This is a genomic window from Streptomyces sp. NBC_01446 (genome assembly GCF_026340095.1).
Taxonomy (GTDB): domain Bacteria; phylum Actinomycetota; class Actinomycetes; order Streptomycetales; family Streptomycetaceae; genus Streptomyces; species Streptomyces aureus.
The window spans coordinates 615,540-632,419 of record NZ_JAPEPO010000002.1; the positions used below are offsets into that span (position 1 = coordinate 615,540).

Genomic DNA, 16,880 nt, shown 5'->3' on the forward strand with positions numbered 1-16,880 from the left:
GCCGAGGAGGCGCCCGGCGTAGGTCGTCCGTGGGCAGGGCGTGCGGTGTCAGCGGAAGAGGGAGTTCACCCGCTGCAGGGTGTGCGTGGCTTGTCAGTTGGCCGGAGTCAGAGCGTCGAGCGCGTTGAGTTTGGCTACCCGGCGGCGGGTTTCTTCTTCGTCGTCGAAGACCGCACCGAGGAACTCACGGATGATGTCGGGCACAAGCGCGTGCGGGACCAGCCAGGCCCCCATGGCAATGGCGTTGGCATCGTCGTGTTCGACGGCCTGGTGGGCGGAGTACGGCTCATGGGTGAGGCCGCAGCGTATGCCGGGCAGTTTGTTGGCTGCCATGACGGCGCCCTGGCCGGTGCCGCATACGAGCACGGCCCGGTCGGCGGAGCCGGAGAGGACTACCTCGCAGGTCGTGCGGGTGATGTCCGGGAAATCGACTGGGTCAGTGGTGTGGGTGCCGCAGTCGGTCACTTCGTGTCCGAGAGCCTCAATGGCCTGGCGGACGGAGTCCTTGAGCGCATATCCGGCGTGGTCTGCGCCGAGGGCGACCTTCAACGGATGTTCCTTTCATGAGGGCGCGATGCGGTCGGCCCCGCCGGTGAGGGACGGACGTGCAGCGCTCGGTCGTGTGCGGGAGCGGCAGTGAGCGCAGCGTGCGGCCGTGGGGTCGGTCGCATGCTGCGCCATGAGGGAGTTGGTGGGTTTCGGTGACGGTCGTGCGCACGAAGATCCGAGCGCTCATCGGATGTCCTGCACGCACCGGTCGGCAAAGGTGGTGGGGATGCGTTCCCCGGATGCCGCGCGGCCACCGATGAGGTCGACGAGCCCGCGCACACCGAGCCGGCCGATCGACGAGGCGTCATTGCGAACCGCGCTGATGGGTGGCGAGGCGAACTCGAACCAGTCGAGGTCGTCGAAGGAGACGACCTCGATGCGGGCCGCCTGCTCCGCGCCGAGCCGCTCACGCAGCGCGCGCACGGCGCCCAGGGTCGTCTGCCCGTTTGCACCGAACACGGCCGTGAACGTGACCCCCCGGTCGAGGATGCGACACATGGCCTCGGACGCACCACCGGCCAGGAAGTCACCGGCGTCGAGCAGCCTCTCGTCGGTACTGATGCCGTGCGCCCGGCGCCCGGTGAGATAGGCGGCTCGGCGCTCGGCACCGGTGGAAATGGTGTCCGGGCCGCCGACGAAGGCGACGTCTCGGTGTCCCCGGCTCTGCAGCCACGCGAGCACCTGCTGTACGCCCTGAGCGTTGTCCGTGCCATAGAGCGGAGCGTCGACGCCCTCGATCGTACGGTTGAGGAACACGAGCGGGAGTCCGGACGCGAGCGTGGCCGCGACCTGCGGCGAGACGGTGCCCTGCGGCGAGAACAGCAGGCCGTCGATGCGTTGAGCGGCGAAGGTCCGAAGGTAGGCGTCAGCCTGCTCGGCATCCTCGTTCGCGTTGGCCAGCAGCACGGTGTACCCGTGGCGGCGCGCCTCCTGCTCGGCGGCGTGAGCCAGTTCGGAGAAGAACGGGTTGCGGATGTCCGAGACAAGCAGCCCCAGCACATCGGTTCGGGCCCGTCGCAGCGACCGGGCGGGCCCGTTGGCGATGTATCCCAGCTCCGCCGCAGCCGCGAGCACGCGGGACCGGGAGTCGGCAGAGGTCTGGCTGCTGCCGCTGAGCACCCGGGATGCGGTACCGAGTGCGACCCCGGCCCGCGCCGCGACGTCCTTGATCGTGGCCACCCGCCCCACCTCCTCATGGAAACGTTTCCATAGATCGAATAGAACTAAGATCGCATAGGGAACGGGTGGCGGGCAAGGTCCAGGAACGAACCGCGGTTCCGGAGAACGCCGGCGGCCCTCTGCAACACCGGAACCGTCGGAAGCGAAGACACCTCCACCATCGACACCAACTCCCCGCAGAACTACGGCAGTTGGCAACTGAGCCGACGAAAGTGAGCCCGGTGCGTGGTCACGCGCCTGCGGGGCCGTCCCCGCCGAGTCGCTGCCCGATGACCCTTGGCGGCCCGGTTCAGACCGATGTAGCGGCAGATTGACGTCCTCCCCGCCCTGAGGGACGGGGATTGCCCTATGAGGGGGTTCGGCCGGTCGCCCGGCTTACGGGTTCCTGTTTCGCGGACCGGCTGGTGCCGAGGTCTCCACAGGCTGACACGGGCTGTCCGCCCGCGTGTCGGATGTTCTTCGCCGCGTTGACGTCGGCATGCTCCGCGTGTCCGCAGCCTGGGGCTTTGCACCGGAACACCGCTTGGCTCTCACGGTTGTGTCCGGCGATGAAGCCGCAGGCGGAACACCGCTGCGACGTGTATGCGGGGTTCACCTTCACCACGATCGTGCCCGTGTACCGGGCCGCACTGGTGAGGGAGAGTTCGAGACGGTGCCATCCCTTGTCGAGGATCGCCCGGTTCAGGCCCCGCTTCTGCGCGACCTGGCGGCCGGGTTCCGCGGGGGTGCCGGAGGCGGAGGCGGTCATGTTCCGGATCCTGAGGTCTTCGAGGACGACCAGAGCGTTCTTCGCAACGATCCGGGATGCCATCTGCGCGCAGAAGTCTCCGCGCCGGTCAGACACGCGGCCCATGACCGTGTTCATAGCGGCGATCACCTTGGCCCGGTTGGCACTGCCGCGCTTGGACCGGGCCAGGCGCTGTTGCAGCCTGCGGTACCGGGTGGTCTCGCCAGACGTGATGAACACCCAGTCGTGGAAGTCGCCGTCCGAGGTGACAGCGGCACTCTTCACCCCCCGGTCGATCCCGACCGACGTGTCCGGCATGGCGTGCCGCTTTGGAGTGACGGCCTGGTCGTCCACGAGGAAGGAAACAAACCAGTGCCCGGACCTGCGGCTGACCGTCGCGGAGCGGATCTCCCCACCCAGGGGGCGCGAGAAGCGGAAGCGGACCCATCCCAGTTTCGGGAGCTTCACGCGACCCCACTTGCGGCCCAGGCGCTCCACGGTGATCAGACTCCCGGCAGGGAACCGGAACGAGGGAGACCAGCGGGCCTTGGACCGCCACCGCACCTTGAATGTGCCGTGGTCGCGGCACGCCTTGTCGAGGTCCCGGAGGGTCTGCTGCAACACGTGCGACGGCGCGGCCTTCAACCACCCGTGCTCGCGCTTGGCGTCGGCCAGCTCGCCGGCCTGCGGGACGTAGTTCATCCACGCGCCCCGGCGCCGGTATGCCCGCCGCTGCTCCAGACCGGTGTTCCACACCGACCGGCAGATATCAGCGAACTCCTCACACGCCGCAGCCTGACCGGCCGTCACCTCAAGCCGGTACCTACGACCAGTCAGCACAAGAACACCCCCCTCCAACTGAAGTGATCAGGCTAACGCGAGCCACTGACAACGCAGCGAACTCCACCGCTTCGCAGCTCCGGCCCGAGAATGAGCTAACCCCTCCCTAAACGAAAGGAGCCTGCGCCCAAGAGACCCGATCAATTGCCGCTCGGCGAGATCCCGCGAAGCCCCTTGTAGGGAACCGGTTGTCCGGTGTGCGCGTCGAGCAGGACCCGGTCTCCCAGGGGCCGTTCCAGTTCAACTGCCACCTGCTGCAGTTTGGCCTGCTTCGTGCAATTGCCGTCGTCGTTCGCTTCCTTGACGGAGGCCGACAGCACGACGCTGCGGGTCGTTTCCAGCACGTCCACCACCGCGCCGTCGTCGCAGGCACCATGGAGGGCGACGACGGTTACCGAGCGCCCGTCTGCGGCAATCCGGACGAGCCGGTCGAGCGGATAGCCGGGGATGTCGCGGGCCGGCCCGATCGGCGGCCGCGGGAGTTTCGACGGGATGGCAGCGGCCCGCTTGAGCGGGGAGGCATAGCCGTCCAGGGTGAAGAGCCAGGCCGGGACCGTCGCCGGTCCGCGGCTGGTGGCCACGCTCATCTCCCCCAGCTTCGCCCCGGTCACGGTGAGGTGCGGTTTTCCGCCCACGCGGGTGCCGGCCAAGGTCTTGTACGACGCGTGCGCCCCCATCAGAGGCCGGGTGAGCGACTCACCCCTGGCCCACGTCACCGCGCCGTCCTTGGGGCCCGTCTCGGGCAACTTGCCTCGCAGAACGATGTTCTGGCCTTCGTATGCCTGCCTGTCAGCCGGATCGTGCAGGCCGCCGCGCGGCGGCTGGACTTTCTCCCCTGTGGGGTAGAAGCCAGCACGCCACGCGGCGGCTGCGGTTGAGCCGTCCCACGCTTCGGCGACCTGCCGGGCACGGTCCGCGTGCACATCTGTGTCACTGACGGCCGCCTTCTGGCTACCGCAACCGGAGCCCGCCACCAGGCCGACGACGCAGAGACCGGCCCCGGCAAGCAGCCCGACGGAGCGCGATGCCTTGGTGCGCATGTGACCTCCCGGTCGTACGGAGGTTCTGCCTCTGTGACGTGACTGGTCCAGCGCAGGTTCACCGCTTGCGGCAGTTTTCTGCCGCAGCGCCGTCAGTACTTCCGCGGCCCGCGCGTGGGAGGGCGCGAGTGGGTCAGGAGAGCCAGTCGGTGTATCGGGTGGGGGCGAGGTGTGCGTCCTTGTCGGTGAGGACGTCGCCCTTGACGGCGGCGAACATTCCGGCGGTGGGGTCGGTGACGACGGTGCGGTTGTCGCCCTTGTGGGCCAGGGTGATCCGGCCCAGCTCGTCCAGGGTGAAGATCTCGGGGCCGCCGATGTTGCGGATGCCGTTCAGCGGGGCGCCCGCGGCGACCTCCGCCACCGCGCCGGCAACGTCCTTGGCGGCGATGGGCTGGATGGGCGTGGCGGGCAGGCGGACGGTGTCGCTGTCGGCGGTCCAGGACATGACGGCGTCGATGAACTCCATGAACTGCGTCGCGCGGACGATCGAGAAGGGGACCGGTCCGTTCGCGACGATGTGTTCCTGGAGCGCCTTGGCCCGGTAGTAGTCCAGCTCTGGGACCTGGTCGGTGCCGACGATCGAGAGGATGACGAAGTGGCCGACTCCGCCCTTTTGGGCGGCCGCCAGAAGGTTGTCCATGGAGGTCTGGAAGAAGGCCGGGGAGGCGTCGTCGAAGGTCGGGGAGTTCGTGAGGTTGATGGCGACGTCGGCGCCGGCCATCGCCTCGTCCAGTCCCTGGCCGGTGATGACGTCGACTCCGGTGGACTTCGAGTGCGGTACTGCCTGGTGCCCGGCGGCGTTCAGGTCCTTGACGACCTGCGAACCGATCAGTCCGGTACCGCCGATGACTGCGAACTTCATGAGATGCCTTTCGTCGGAGATATATGCGCAATATGGCATAAGAACAGCTATTTGGGTCTGGCGGAGAGCAGGGGCCGCACCGGTTCAGGGTGCGCGGCGTCAGGAGCCGTCGACGAACATGAGGGTCTCGTCGAGGGGTGCCCGGCCCGTACGGGCGTGATCGGCCGCGACGTCCTCGAACCCGATCGACATGCCGCAGAAGAGCATGAGCTCGCTTGGGGGTGACAGGACCTCCGCGACGCTCGTGTGGAACTTCGCCCACGCCATCTGCGGGCAGCTGTGCAGGCCTTCGGCGCGCAGGAGCAGCATGACGGTCTGCAGATACATGCCGACGTCGGCCCACTGGGGTGCGCCCATGCCGCGGTCGATGTAGCAGAACAGGGCGGCGGGCGCGCCGAAGCAGTCCCAGTTCGCGGAGGCGGCCCGCTGGCGCGCCTCCAGGTCCTCGCGCGCAATGCCGAGTGCGCCGTAGCGCTGCGCTCCGAAGGCGGACCGGCGCTCGCAGTAGGGGGCCTTCAGGGTGGGCGGGTACTGCTCGTACTCCGGCTCGTCCCATGGGTCGCCCGCGGCTAGGCGCTCGCCGGCGCGCTTCTTGATCTCGGCCAGCGGTCCGCCGGTCACAACGTAGGCGCGCCACGGCTGGATGTTCGATCCGGACGGCGACCAGGCCGCGGCGGACAGGACACGCTCCAGCGTCTCCCTCGGGACCTGCCGGTCGGTGAATCCGCGCACCGCGCGTCGGCTCGTGACCGCCTCGTAGACGTCCATGAGTGCGTACCTCCTCATCTACTCAACGCGTAGGACTTCGTTACAGTCGATATAGTATCACTCAATACCATCTCGTGTTTGACTATCGCTGAGCACGCGAATTCCCAGCCCACGACATCCCGTCTCGGGCACAGAATTTTGGAGAGAACCCATGGCCACGCTGCTGCACATCGACTCGTCCGTGTTCCCCGGCGAGGCGTCCTCGTCCCGGTCGGTCACGGCCGCCTTCCGCAAGGTCTGGGAGGAGCAGCACCCGGAGGGCACGGTGGTCTACCGCGACCTCGCCGCCGCCCCCGTCCCGCACATCACCGCCGCCGCCTGGTCCGCCGGATACGCCGCTCCGTCCGAGCGCACCCCGGAGCAGTCCGCCGCGTTCGCCGCGCGCGTGAAGCTCATCGAGGAGCTGGAGCAGGCGGACACGGTTCTGATCGGCGCCCCCATGTACAACTTCTCGATCCCGTCGACCCTGAAGGCATGGCTGGACAGCGTGCTTCTGCTGGGCCGCACCGCGGGCGAGGCCCCATCGGCCCAGGGCACCCCGGTTGTTGTCGTCGCAAGCCGCGGGGGCTCCTACGCCCCGGGCACCCCGCGCGAGGGCTTCGAGTTCGTGCAGAACTACCTGGAGGCCGTCCTCAAGGGCACGCTCGGACTGGACCTCGACTTCATCGTCCCGGAGCTCACCATGGCCCCCCGCAATCCGGCCATGTCGGAACTGGTCCCCCTTTACCAGGCATCCCGCGAGCGTGCCTTCGAGGACGCGACCACCAAGGCCAAGGAACTCGCTAAGCGCCTCGCCGCGTAATCGCAGGACCCTGGACGCCGTGTGACGCCTCACCCAGGGTCGCCACACGGCACCCTCACCGCCCGCGCCATTCGGCGCGTCGACGATGGCCACTGGCGCTCGGCGTCCTGGGGCGGGTCGCCCAGCTCGGGGAGTGGCGGGGGTGCGGCCCGTCAAGCGGGCCGCGCATCGGCACACCGGCGACGCATGCGAAGGTGAAGAACACGCAGTCGGCCAGGCATGCGGCGCCCCAACCCTGCAGGCAACTCGGTCCGCATCCGCAACCGATCCCTGCCCCCGGCCGACATCCAGGGCTGGCGCGTGACGGTGACGGCCGCATCGTTCACGGCCGGTTTGCCGCGACGGCCGCATCGTTCAGGCCCGGTTTGCCGCGACGGCCGCATGCGCCGAAGGGCCTCGTACGGCAGGCAACCGGTGTGCGGACTCGCTCACACCTCGCCGGTGGAGGGATAGACGAAGCGGGTCAGCAGATCCACCATCCGCTCGGGCTCACCGGGCCCCAGTTCGGCGACCAGCCGCTCGGCCAGCGGCTCCGCCGCCGCATGGACCGCGTCGAAAAGTTCGAGCCCCTGAGGCGTGATCTCCACCGCCCGCACCCGCCGGTCCCCCGGAACGCTCTTGCGGACGGCCAGCCCCTTGCGCTCCAGATCGTCCACGACCCGCATGATTCCCGCCTTGTCCGACCCCGTCGCCTCCGCCAAGTCCCGCTGCACCGTGGGCCCCTGGTTGACCAGCACGATGAGCACCGCGAAATGCCGCAACTCGATGCCGAGCGGCTGAAGCGCCTCCCCCATCACCGCTGCCGCCCGCCAGTGCGCCCTGCGCAGCAGCAGGCCGAGCGCGAAAGGCGATTCGTCCCCAGGGCGGTCGGTCGCGCGCGAGGCGGCAGTGCGGTCAGGAACGTCGGCAGTCATAAGGCCACACTACAACCATCCGCTCATTCGATACGGTATCGCTTGAAACCACATACGGCTGGGTCCGCTGCGGCCTCAGCAGCGAACCATGCCCAGGTCACGCGCCCTAGAGGTGGTCTCCCGTGAGGCTGTGCCGTACAAGTCCGGGAGCGCCCTCACCCGCCCATTTCGTGGAACGCTCGCCGCAGTGCCGCGAAACCGCGGTCCTCTCGGGTGGGGTGTACACGGTTGGTCAGAAGGACGGCGTACCGGCCCGCTTCAGGGTCGATCCACAGGCTCGTACCGGTGAATCCGGTATGGCCGTAGGAGGCCGGGCCGAATGCGGTGCCGACCGGGGAGTCGACCGGGTCCTTGCCCTGCCAGGCGAGGGTCCGGCGCAGGTTCAGGCCGTCGGTGCGCGGTGCGGTCATCGCGATGAGGGTGTCCGGTGCCAGCAGGCGGGGCCCGTCGCCGAGCAGGGAGCGGGCGATCCGCTCCATGTCGGTGAGGGTGGAGAACATGCCGGCGTGCCCGGCGACGCCGCCGAGCACCACGGCGTTCTCGTCGTGCACCTCGCCGACGACGGTCCGTCCGCGCCACGGGCAGTCCTCCGTGGCGACCGCCCGGAACCGATCGCTCGGGCCCGGCGTGAAGCGGGTGTCGGTGAGGCCGAGCGGTGCGGACACGAAGTCATTCACCAGCCGGTCCAGGCCGTGACCCGTGGCCTGTTCGGCGATCAGGCCGAGCAGCATGAAGCCCTGCGAGGAGTACTCGACACGGGTGCCGGGCGCGGCGGTTCGCGGCAGCGTGCCGAGGGCGCCGAGGAGCGCCTCGCGCGTGGGATGGTCCCGGTACAGAGGGACCCCGCCCGGCAGGCCGGAGGTGTGGGCCAGCAGCTGAGCGACCGTCAACGGCGCGTGCGGGCTGTCCCGGTAGCGGGCCAGGTGGTGGCCGACAGTGTCGTCGAGGCTGAGGATTCCGCGTTCGACGAGCGCCATGACGACGAGGCCCACGAGAGGCTTGGTCATGGAGGCGAGGTCCCACAGGTCGGTGCCGTCCAGGAGTGCGCCGTCCAGCGCGCGGGTGCCCGACCATCCCCGGTCGTCGGGCCCTTCGGCGGTCCCCAGGGACCAGGCGGCTCCGGAGAACTGGCCGCGCTCCCTGCCCTGTTCGACGAGGCGACGGCGGCGCGCCGCGGCTGCATCGGCCCCGACCGTCGGCAGCACCGGCCCGCGCGCCCCGGCCGTCATCGGGCCTCTCCCCCGCTGGCGACGACGCCGAGCCGCGTGCCGGTTCGGGCGGCGAGGCCTGCCGAGACGGCCCCCGCGGCGGCCCGCACCATGGGGCCGTAGAGCTCGGCGGCCGCTTCGTCCAGGGTGAAGGCGAGGCCGGTGAGGGCGAGCGTGCCGACCGGGAGTCCGGCGCTGTCGCGGACCGCGGCGGCCAGGGTGCGGCGGTCCCGCCAGACGTCCGCGCTGTCGAAGCCGTAGCCGCGCCGCGCCGTCTCGGCCAGTGCGGCGGAAATGGCCTCGTGGACGTGGGGGGTCTCGTCGGCGTGGAGGCTGTCCGTGCCTGCCAGCAGCCGCTCCGCCTCGTCCGGCGGCAAGGCGGCCAGGAGCGCGAGTCCCGCGCCGCCCGCGGTGAGGGGTTCGCGGGAGCCCGGGCGCAGGTCGAGACCGAGGCCCTGGGCGGGTGCGAGGACCTCCAGGTGTACGAGGGTCCTGTCGTCGCGCACCGCGTAGGACGCGAACAGGCCGGTGCGGGTGCGCAGTTCGGCGAGCGCGGGGCGGGCCAGGCCGAGGGCGGCGTCGTCGGCGAGCACGCGTGCGGCGAGTCCGAGCAGCCGGGGTCCGGCTCGGTAGCTGCCCTGCTCGGCGGGTTCGGCGAAGCCCTGCGCCGCGAGGGTGCGCAGCAGCCGGTGCACGGTCGGTTTGGCGAGGCCGGTGTGCCGGGCGAGGTCGGCGAGCCGGTGCGGCGCGCCCGTCTCCGAAAGGGCCGAGAGCACTTCCATGGCCTTGTCCACCGGACCGGGTGCGGGCGGTGCCGCGGCCGGGGCAGTGGAGTCCTGCATCTGCGATCGACTGTTGACCTGTTTCCCCATGTCGCCTTACCTTACCCGAACTGCATTCCATTCACCGGAACGGGCGTGTTGTTATATGGAACGAATACGTGGAGGGCACGGGACCCGCCCCGCCGCTCCCTCCCGCCGCACAGCTCTGCGGTACGCCGGTCTGGCGGTACCCGCTCTCGCCGCCCCCGTCCTGCTCACCGGGTGCGGCACGCAGCCCGCGGCCTCGGCCGGAAACGTCCTGAGGGTCTCGCAGACCGGCGACCCGAAGACCATGGACCCACACAAGCAGGGCGACATGACGTCCATGAACGCCCTGATCAACATCTTCGACACGCTGACCACCCGGGCCCGCGACAACTCGTTGCGCCCCCGACTCGCCCTCTCGTGGAAGGCGATCTCGCCCCGGGTGTGGCGCTTTCGTCTGCGCCCCGGCGTGACCTTCCACAACGGGGAGCCATGCGACGCCGAGGCGGTCCGCTTCAGCCTCCGGCGCCTGCTGGACCCGGCCACCAAGTCGCCCATCGTCGAACTGCGGTACGTGGAAGACGTCGGTGTCGTCGACCCTCACACCGTGGACATCCACACCTCGGTCCACGACCCCATCCTTCCCGACAAACTGTCCCTGTTCGGCGGCGTCGTGGTCCCTCCTCGCTACCTCGGCAAGGTCGGCGACGAGGGCTTCGCCGCCCACCCCGTGGGCACCGGTCCGTTCGCCTTCCGCCACTGGCAGCGCGACCACGAACTGCGCCTGCGGGCCTACGAGCACCACTGGCAGGGCCGCGCGAAGGTCGACGAACTCGTCTTTGTACCCGCCCCCAACTCCTCGTCCGCACTGGCCGCCCTGCAGAGCGGCGGCGTGGACATCGTGGCGGGCCTGACCCCCGACGCCGCGGAGCAGCTCGACGGCTACCCGGACGTCCGGATCGACCACCACACCGGCATCCGCACCTCGTACCTCTCCCTGGACACGCTCACCGACGGACCGCTGCGCGACCGGCGGGTGCGTCAGGCGCTCAACCACGCCGTCGACGTCCCCCTGCTCATCAAGGCGGTACTCGGCGGCAAGGCCTCCGAGGTCCCGGCGATGATCCCGCGCGGCGCCTTCGGCTTCGACGCCTCGGTCGAACCGTACGAACGCTCCGTCGCCAAGGCCCGCGCCCTGCTCACCGAGGCCGGCCACCCGCACGGCATCAGCACCACGCTCACCGCGTCCAACGTCGACGCCAACGTGGCCGAGGCCATCTCAGGCCTGCTCGCCCGCGCGGGCGTGCACGCCAAGGTCGACCTCCTCGACCCGGGGACGTACTCCCAGCGCCTCACCTCGAGCAACCACGCCGCCCTCGGCCCGATGTACCTCGCCGCGTCGACCGTGTGGACCCTGGACGGCGAGAGCATGCTCCAGTCCAACGTGCGCAGCGACCGCCGGCAGAGCCGCTGGCACGACAAGGCGGCCGACCGCCTCATCGACGCCGAGGAACTGTCCGTCGAGCCGGCCGTGCGCCGCCGCGCCTTCTCCCGGCTGCAGGAACTCATCAAGACCGAGGCGCCGTTCGTGCCGCTCTACCAGATCGACAACATCTACGTGCACAACAGCCGGCCGCACTGGACGCCCGGCGCCGCCGGCGTCCTGGACATGGCGAGTGCGGAGGTATCCGGCTCATGAGCGACTCCCTGACCCTTCCCACACCCGACACCAAGGACGCCCCCGGGACGACCGGCGCCGCACGCGGTGCACGGGCCCTGGCCGTCCTGCGCCCGATCGCCGCCCGGCTCGGCACCGCCCTGCTGGTGCTGCTGTGCACCGCGACCGTTGTCTTCTTCCTCGTCCGGCTGTCCGGCGACCCCGTCAAGGTCATGCTGCCACCCGACGCAACGGCCCAGCAGGAGAGCGTGCTGCGGCACAGCCTGGGACTCGACCGGCCGCTGATCACGCAGTACCTGGACTATCTGTGGGGCCTGCCGCGCCTCGACTTCGGCACCTCCCTCTTCTACAACCAGCCGGTGCGCGAGGTCCTCGCCGACCGAATCCCGGCCACCCTGCTGCTCGCGGCGGGTGCCCTCGTCGTCACACTGCTGATCGCGCTGCCCGCCGGCATCCTCGCGGCCATGCGCCGGGGCCGGGCCACCGACCGGAGCGTCATCTCGGTCGTGCTGCTGGGCCAGTCCACGCCGCCGTTCTGGGTGGGCATCCTGCTCATCCTCGTCTTCGCCGTCGGGCTGCACGCCCTGCCCGCGTCCGGCTACGGCACGTTCGCCCACCTCGTCCTGCCGTCCATCACACTGTCCGTCTACTCGGTCGCCGTCGTGGCCCGGCTGCTGCGCTCCTCCCTCATCGACGTGCTCGGCTCCGACCACATCCGCACGGCGCGTGCCCGCGGCCTCGGCCCGGTGCGCACGGTCCTGAGGCACGGGCTGCGCAACGCGTCCCTGCCGGTCGTCACCGTGGTCGGCCTCGAGGTCGGCAGTCTCCTGGGCGGCGCCATCCTCACCGAGCAGGTGTTCTCCTGGCCCGGCATCGGACAGCTGACCGTGCAGGCCATCTCCAACCGCGACTTCCCCCTGGTACAGGCCACAGTGCTGGTGTTCGCCGCCACATTCGTCGTGGTGAACCTGCTCGTGGACCTCTCCTACGGCCTCCTCGACCCGAGGGTGAGGAACTCCCGATGACCACCACCACCGCCCCCGCGCCCCCCGTCGACGCGGCGCCCCCCACACCGAGGCCCGGCGCCGCACGCGCCCTGCTGCACAACCGCCTCGCGCTGGCCGCCCTCGTCTTCCTGACCGTGATCATCGTGTGCGCCGTGTTCGCTCCGCTGATCGCACCCGCCGACCCCAACGCGCAGAACCTGCTCGGCCGGCTGCGCCCGCCCGCCTGGCAGTCCGGCGGCAGCACCGCGCACCTGCTCGGCACCGACCAGCTCGGCCGCGACCTGCTGTCCCGCATCATCTACGGCACCCGCGTCTCACTGCTCGTGGGCGCCGGCGCGGCCCTCCTCGCGGGCACCATAGGCACCTTCGCGGGCCTCGCCTCCGGATACTTCGGCGGCTGGACGGACCGGATCGTGATGCGCGTCGCCGACGTCCAACTCGCCTTCCCCGCCATCCTGCTGGCGCTCGCCGTGGTCGGCTTCGTCGGCTCCGGCCTGTGGTACGTGATCCTCGTCCTCGGCATCACCGGCTGGGTCTCCTACGCCCGCGTGGTGCGCTCGGAGGTGCTGTCCCTGCGCTCGCGGGACTTCGTCACCGAGGCCCACGCCATCGGCGTCGGACACCTGACGATCATGCGGCGCCATCTGCTCCCGAACGTGATGGCCCCGCTCGCCACGATCGGCACGCTGCACATCGCCGCCGCCGTCGTCGCCGAGGCCTCCCTGAGCTACCTCGGCCTCGGTGTCCCCAAAGAAACAGTGACCTGGGGCGGCATGCTCGCCGACGGACAGCTCTACCTGGGCACCTCGTGGTGGATCGCCGTCTTCCCCGGCCTCGCCCTCATGCTCACGTCCTTGGCCATCAACATCACCGGCGACGCCCTGCGCGACGTCGCGGACCCGAAGGCGTACCGCCGATGACCTCCACCCCCCAATCCCCCGCCGCCCCAACTGCCCCGCCCGTGCTCGAGTTCCAGGACCTGCGCGTCGACTTCCGGCTCGCCGGTTCCACCGTCCACGCCGTCCGCGGTGTGAACCTGTCCGTCGCGGCCGGTGAGACGCTCGCCGTCGTCGGCGAGTCCGGCAGCGGCAAGTCGGCCACGGCCCTGTCCGCGCTCCGTCTCAATCCCGAACCTCCCTCCGTGTATGCGGGCGGCGAGATCCTGCTCGACGGCCGCGACGTGCTCGGCCTGAGCGAACGGCAGCTGCGCCGGGTCCGCGGCGCCGAGATCTCCATGGTGTTCCAGGACCCCATGACCAGCCTCGACCCGCTTCAGCGAGTCGGCCACCAGATCACGGAAGTGCTGAGGCTGCACGGCGACCACACCCGGGCCGAGGCGCGCAACGCCGCGCTGACCGCGCTCGACGAGGTCGGTATCCCCGACCCGGAACGACGCTTCCGTCAGTATCCGCACGAGCTGTCCGGCGGACTGCGCCAGCGCGTCATGATCGCCTCCGCGCTCGTGGCCCGGCCGCGCGTCCTCATCGCCGACGAGCCCACGACCGCCCTCGACGTGACCGTGCAGCGGCAGATCCTCGATCTGCTCGTGCGGCTGCAGCACCGCCACGGGATGGCGGTGGTGCTGATCACCCACGACCTCGGCGTCGTCGCCGAGACCGCGGACCGGGTCGCCGTCATGCGCCACGGCGAGGTCGTCGAGACCGGGGATGTGGAGCAGGTCTTCGCCCGCCCTGCCGCGCCCTACACCCGCCGTCTGCTCGACGCCACCCCCCGACTGGAGCCTGTCGCATGACCAGTTCGCACACCGCCGAACCGCTCCTGGACATCCGCGACCTGCGCAAGGAGTTCCCCGGGCAGCCGCCGAGCGTCGCCGTCGACGACGTCAGCCTGACCGTCACCGAGGGAGAGACCTTTGCCCTCGTCGGGGAGTCCGGCTGCGGCAAGACGACCCTGACGCGGCTCCTGCTGCGGCTGCTGCCGCCGACGTCGGGCAGCGTACGGTTCGACGGGACGGATCTGCTGTCGCTGGACCACGCGGCCCTGCGCCCGTTCCGGCGGCAGATGCAGGTCGTGCTCCAGGACCCGTACTCCAGCATGAATCCGCGGCTGCGGATCGCCGACATCGTCGCCGAGCCGCTCGTCACCCACGAGGAGTGGGCGCGCGGCCGGCGCGGGCGGGCCCGGACCCGCGAGCGGGTGTGCGAACTCCTCGACGCCGTCGGTCTCGACGCGGGCATTGTCGACCGCTACCCGCACGAGTTCTCCGGGGGACAGCGCCAGCGCATCTCGATCGCACGCGCCCTGGCCCTCGAACCGCGCCTGGTGGTCCTCGACGAGCCGACCAGCGCGCTCGACGTCTCCGTCCAGGCACGCGTCCTCGACCTGTTGGCCGACCTCCAGCAGCGCCTTGGCCTGACGTACTTCTTCATCTCGCACAACTTGGCCGTCGTCAGCCGGATCGCCGACCGGGTGGCCGTGATGCGGCAGGGCCGCATCGTCGAGACCGGTACCGCCCGGCAGGTGTTCACGACGCCCGAAGACCCCTACACGCGGCGGCTCCTCGACGCGGTTCCGGTCCCGGACCCGACGCGGGCGCGGCGCACCGCCGCCGTGGCCTCCGAATCGGCGGAGAGCACCATCGTATGAGGCACTGCCTAACGCCCCGAAAGGACCAGTCCCGCCGCCCCGAGCAGGGCTCCGGTGTCCGAGGCCTCGCCCAGCACGACGCTCGGGGTCTCGGCACCGGTCAGGGCGTCGGCCCGCAGTCGCGCCTCCACCAGGGCCCGGAACGGCTCACCGCCGTCGAGTGCCTCCCCGTGCAGCACGAACAGGCCGCATGCGAACAACTGCTGGACCGTCGCGAGGCCCAGCACCAGGTTCTCGGCGTAGCGCTCGACGAGGTTCCGCGCGACCGGATCCTGCGACGCGGTGAGCGCCCCGAGCGAGGCGAGCTGCGGCGCCAGTCCACACTCGGCGGCCCGCTCACGCAGCCAGCGGGTGGTGGCCACGGTCTTCCAGCAGCCACGGCGCCCGCAGGTGCAGGGCTCGCCACTGGCCGTGACGGTCATGTGCGCGCCGCTGCGCCCGCCGGCCGGGGCCAGCACGTCGCCGTCGTAGAGGATGCCGACGCCGAGCACCTCGCCCGTGGACACCGACGCGAAGGAGCGCCGTCCCCGTCCGGCGCCGAACCAGCGGTCCCCCAGCACCTGTACGCGTGCCCGGTGCTCGACCCGCACGGGCGCGCCCACCAGCGCCGCCACCCGGTCGGCGACCGGGTATCCGCTCAGCGCCGGGGCGTCGTTGACCTCCAGGATGCGTCCGGCGCCCGGATCCACCACGCCGGCCGCGGCCACGCCCACACCCACCGGGCCGTGCCCGGCGAACACCGCCACCGCCCGCTCGAGGGCGTCGTCCACCCCGTCCTGCGACGGGTCGCCGGTGTCGTAGAACCCCTCGGTCCGGCCCAGTACGACGCCGGTGCGGGAGAGCCGCGCGGCTCGCACCACACCCGGCAGCACCTCAACGGCGCCGAGCACGCCCTCGTCCCCACTCACCCTGGCATCCGGCACCGGATCGGGGACCAACCGCAAAGGAAAACGTTCATGCGCCATGCGCCGACTCTGTCACGCCGCCGAAGCGGGCGGGCAGTGGCATGACTCACCGGAATCTGACGGAGGCGACCTGGCGCGAAACGCGCGCCGCCGCCGGAGACGCCATCGCCGTCCTGCCGATCGGCTCGCAGGAGCAGCATGCCGGGCATCTGCCGATGGGCACGGACACGATGCTCGCGGACGCGGTCGTCGGCCGTGCCCTGGACCTGCTGGCCGAGGAGGCCGGCCCCGACACCCCCGTGCCCGACCTCGTCCGGCTCCCGACGCTGCCGTACGGGCACAGCCCGCACCATCTGTTCGCCGCGGCGCTCACGCTGTCGGCCCCGGTGCTCGGCACCGTGCTAGACGAGCTGCTCGACTCCCTCGCGGAGTGCGGGTACGGCCGCGTCCTCGTCGTCAACGGGCACGGGGGCAACGACGAGATCGTCCGCCTCGCCGTCAAGCGCTTCGCGCTGCGCGCCGAGGTGACGGCGGCGGCGTGCTCGTACTGGACACTCCTCGACACGGTCGAGACAGAGGAGGCGACGGTCGAGACAGAGGAGGCCACGGTCGAGGACGCGGCGGGCGCCGCCAGCAACTGGAGCGATGCCGCCGTGGCCCCGTGCGGAGCGGGCGACCGGGCCGGTCTTGTGCCTGGGCACGCCGGCTGGTTCGAGACGTCGCTGATGCTCGCCGCCCATCCGGAACTGGTGCGCGCCGAGCGTCCCGCACAGCCGCCGGTCGAACCCCCACCCCTGTTCGACAAGCCCCCGTACCCGGGCCTGACTGTCGAGCGGCACGGCGAATGGGAGCGGGTCGGCGGCGCCACCGACGACGCCGCCGGGGCCGACGCCCGCGACGGCGCCCGCCTGCTGGACCGCTGCGCCCGCGGGCTGGCCCGCGCCCTCCTCGCCTTCGACGCCGCCACCCGCCCCACCGCTTGACCCAT

At 70.8% G+C, this 16,880-nt stretch carries 17 protein-coding genes; 7 read left to right on the plus strand and 10 right to left on the minus strand.

Annotated features, from left to right (window positions below; translation table 11 throughout):
* Positions 1-93: 93 nt before the first annotated feature.
* The 6 genes from OG456_RS40385 to OG456_RS40410 form a co-directional block, all read right to left on the minus strand.
* Positions 94-549 (minus strand): RpiB/LacA/LacB family sugar-phosphate isomerase, encoded by a 456-nt coding sequence (locus OG456_RS40385; protein ID WP_266570052.1) that lies wholly within the window; start codon positions 547-549, stop codon positions 94-96.
* A gap of 183 nt (positions 550-732) precedes the next feature.
* Positions 733-1,728, minus strand: a complete 996-nt coding sequence (locus OG456_RS40390; protein ID WP_266570053.1) for a LacI family DNA-binding transcriptional regulator — start codon at positions 1,726-1,728, stop codon at positions 733-735.
* Between the two features lie 346 nt (positions 1,729-2,074).
* Positions 2,075-3,295 carry a transposase gene (locus OG456_RS40395; RefSeq protein WP_266570054.1) on the minus strand — a complete coding sequence of 407 codons (1,221 nt, stop codon included), beginning with the start codon at positions 3,293-3,295 and terminating at the stop codon, positions 2,075-2,077.
* A gap of 140 nt (positions 3,296-3,435) precedes the next feature.
* The gene (locus tag OG456_RS40400; RefSeq protein ID WP_266570055.1) at positions 3,436-4,335 is read right to left on the minus strand and encodes a hypothetical protein; all 900 of its coding nucleotides are present in this window, start codon (positions 4,333-4,335) and stop codon (positions 3,436-3,438) included.
* Between the two features lie 133 nt (positions 4,336-4,468).
* Positions 4,469-5,197, minus strand: a complete 729-nt coding sequence (locus tag OG456_RS40405; protein WP_266570056.1) for an SDR family oxidoreductase — start codon at positions 5,195-5,197, stop codon at positions 4,469-4,471.
* 99 nt (positions 5,198-5,296) lie between these two features.
* Positions 5,297-5,965, minus strand: coding sequence for a nitroreductase (locus OG456_RS40410; RefSeq protein WP_266570057.1), 669 nt, complete (start codon positions 5,963-5,965; stop codon positions 5,297-5,299).
* 151 nt (positions 5,966-6,116) lie between these two features.
* Here OG456_RS40410 and OG456_RS40415 point away from each other — a divergent pair, with 151 nt between their 5' ends.
* Positions 6,117-6,767 carry an FMN-dependent NADH-azoreductase gene (locus OG456_RS40415; RefSeq protein WP_266570058.1) on the plus strand — a complete coding sequence of 217 codons (651 nt, stop codon included), beginning with the start codon at positions 6,117-6,119 and terminating at the stop codon, positions 6,765-6,767.
* A 428-nt stretch (positions 6,768-7,195) separates the two neighbouring features.
* Here the strand turns inward: OG456_RS40415 and OG456_RS40420 are convergent, their stop codons facing one another.
* The 3 genes from OG456_RS40420 to OG456_RS40430 all read right to left on the minus strand — a co-directional run bounded on the left by OG456_RS40420 (position 7,196) and on the right by OG456_RS40430 (position 9,761).
* Complete coding sequence (locus OG456_RS40420) at positions 7,196-7,681, minus strand: MarR family winged helix-turn-helix transcriptional regulator (protein ID WP_266570059.1); 486 nt, start codon at positions 7,679-7,681, stop codon at positions 7,196-7,198.
* 155 nt (positions 7,682-7,836) lie between these two features.
* Positions 7,837-8,910 carry a serine hydrolase gene (locus OG456_RS40425; protein WP_266570060.1) on the minus strand — a complete coding sequence of 358 codons (1,074 nt, stop codon included), beginning with the start codon at positions 8,908-8,910 and terminating at the stop codon, positions 7,837-7,839.
* On the minus strand, positions 8,907-9,761 hold the full coding sequence (locus OG456_RS40430) for an IclR family transcriptional regulator (RefSeq protein WP_266570061.1): 855 nt from the start codon (positions 9,759-9,761) through the stop codon (positions 8,907-8,909). The genes OG456_RS40425 and OG456_RS40430 overlap by 4 nt, the downstream gene beginning before the upstream one ends.
* Positions 9,762-9,816: 55 nt before the next feature.
* Between OG456_RS40430 and OG456_RS40435 the strand changes: the two genes are divergently transcribed.
* The 5 genes from OG456_RS40435 to OG456_RS40455 are packed head-to-tail and all read left to right on the plus strand — an operon-like array spanning position 9,817 to position 14,987.
* Entirely contained in the window at positions 9,817-11,394 is a 1,578-nt protein-coding gene (locus OG456_RS40435) for an ABC transporter substrate-binding protein (protein ID WP_266570062.1), read from the plus strand.
* Positions 11,391-12,398: an ABC transporter permease gene (locus OG456_RS40440; protein ID WP_266570063.1), complete on the plus strand. Its 1,008-nt coding sequence runs from the start codon at positions 11,391-11,393 to the stop codon at positions 12,396-12,398. The genes OG456_RS40435 and OG456_RS40440 overlap by 4 nt, the downstream gene beginning before the upstream one ends.
* Positions 12,395-13,300, plus strand: coding sequence for an ABC transporter permease (locus OG456_RS40445; protein ID WP_266570064.1), 906 nt, complete (start codon positions 12,395-12,397; stop codon positions 13,298-13,300). Before OG456_RS40440 ends, OG456_RS40445 begins: the two co-directional genes overlap by 4 nt.
* On the plus strand, positions 13,297-14,133 hold the full coding sequence (locus tag OG456_RS40450; RefSeq protein ID WP_266570065.1) for an ABC transporter ATP-binding protein: 837 nt from the start codon (positions 13,297-13,299) through the stop codon (positions 14,131-14,133). The genes OG456_RS40445 and OG456_RS40450 overlap by 4 nt, the downstream gene beginning before the upstream one ends.
* The gene (locus OG456_RS40455; protein WP_266570066.1) at positions 14,130-14,987 is read left to right on the plus strand and encodes an ATP-binding cassette domain-containing protein; all 858 of its coding nucleotides are present in this window, start codon (positions 14,130-14,132) and stop codon (positions 14,985-14,987) included. The genes OG456_RS40450 and OG456_RS40455 overlap by 4 nt, the downstream gene beginning before the upstream one ends.
* An 8-nt stretch (positions 14,988-14,995) precedes the next feature.
* Here OG456_RS40455 and OG456_RS40460 read toward each other — a convergent pair whose 3' ends face one another.
* A complete protein-coding gene (locus tag OG456_RS40460; RefSeq protein WP_266570751.1) occupies positions 14,996-15,877 on the minus strand; it encodes an ROK family protein in 882 nt (293 codons plus the stop codon).
* 116 nt (positions 15,878-15,993) lie between these two features.
* Here OG456_RS40460 and OG456_RS40465 point away from each other — a divergent pair, with 116 nt between their 5' ends.
* Entirely contained in the window at positions 15,994-16,875 is an 882-nt protein-coding gene (locus OG456_RS40465) for a creatininase family protein (protein WP_266570067.1), read from the plus strand.
* Positions 16,876-16,880: the final 5 nt, after the last annotated feature.

What these genes read in the sequence shown, in the direction of transcription:
- OG456_RS40400 (WP_266570055.1), bottom strand. Translation starts at nt 4,335, where the DNA reads ATGCGCACCAAGGCATCGCGCTCCGTCGGGCTGCTTGCCGGGGCCGGT.
- OG456_RS40405 (WP_266570056.1), bottom strand. Translation starts at nt 5,197, where the DNA reads ATGAAGTTCGCAGTCATCGGCGGTACCGGACTGATCGGTTCGCAGGTC.
- OG456_RS40410 (WP_266570057.1), bottom strand. Translation starts at nt 5,965, where the DNA reads ATGGACGTCTACGAGGCGGTCACGAGCCGACGCGCGGTGCGCGGATTC.
- OG456_RS40415 (WP_266570058.1), top strand. Translation starts at nt 6,117, where the DNA reads ATGGCCACGCTGCTGCACATCGACTCGTCCGTGTTCCCCGGCGAGGCG.
- OG456_RS40420 (WP_266570059.1), bottom strand. Translation starts at nt 7,681, where the DNA reads ATGACTGCCGACGTTCCTGACCGCACTGCCGCCTCGCGCGCGACCGAC.
- OG456_RS40425 (WP_266570060.1), bottom strand. Translation starts at nt 8,910, where the DNA reads ATGACGGCCGGGGCGCGCGGGCCGGTGCTGCCGACGGTCGGGGCCGAT.
- OG456_RS40430 (WP_266570061.1), bottom strand. Translation starts at nt 9,761, where the DNA reads ATGGGGAAACAGGTCAACAGTCGATCGCAGATGCAGGACTCCACTGCC.
- OG456_RS40435 (WP_266570062.1), top strand. Translation starts at nt 9,817, where the DNA reads ATGGAACGAATACGTGGAGGGCACGGGACCCGCCCCGCCGCTCCCTCC.
- OG456_RS40440 (WP_266570063.1), top strand. Translation starts at nt 11,391, where the DNA reads ATGAGCGACTCCCTGACCCTTCCCACACCCGACACCAAGGACGCCCCC.
- OG456_RS40445 (WP_266570064.1), top strand. Translation starts at nt 12,395, where the DNA reads ATGACCACCACCACCGCCCCCGCGCCCCCCGTCGACGCGGCGCCCCCC.
- OG456_RS40450 (WP_266570065.1), top strand. Translation starts at nt 13,297, where the DNA reads ATGACCTCCACCCCCCAATCCCCCGCCGCCCCAACTGCCCCGCCCGTG.
- OG456_RS40455 (WP_266570066.1), top strand. Translation starts at nt 14,130, where the DNA reads ATGACCAGTTCGCACACCGCCGAACCGCTCCTGGACATCCGCGACCTG.
- OG456_RS40465 (WP_266570067.1), top strand. Translation starts at nt 15,994, where the DNA reads ATGACTCACCGGAATCTGACGGAGGCGACCTGGCGCGAAACGCGCGCC.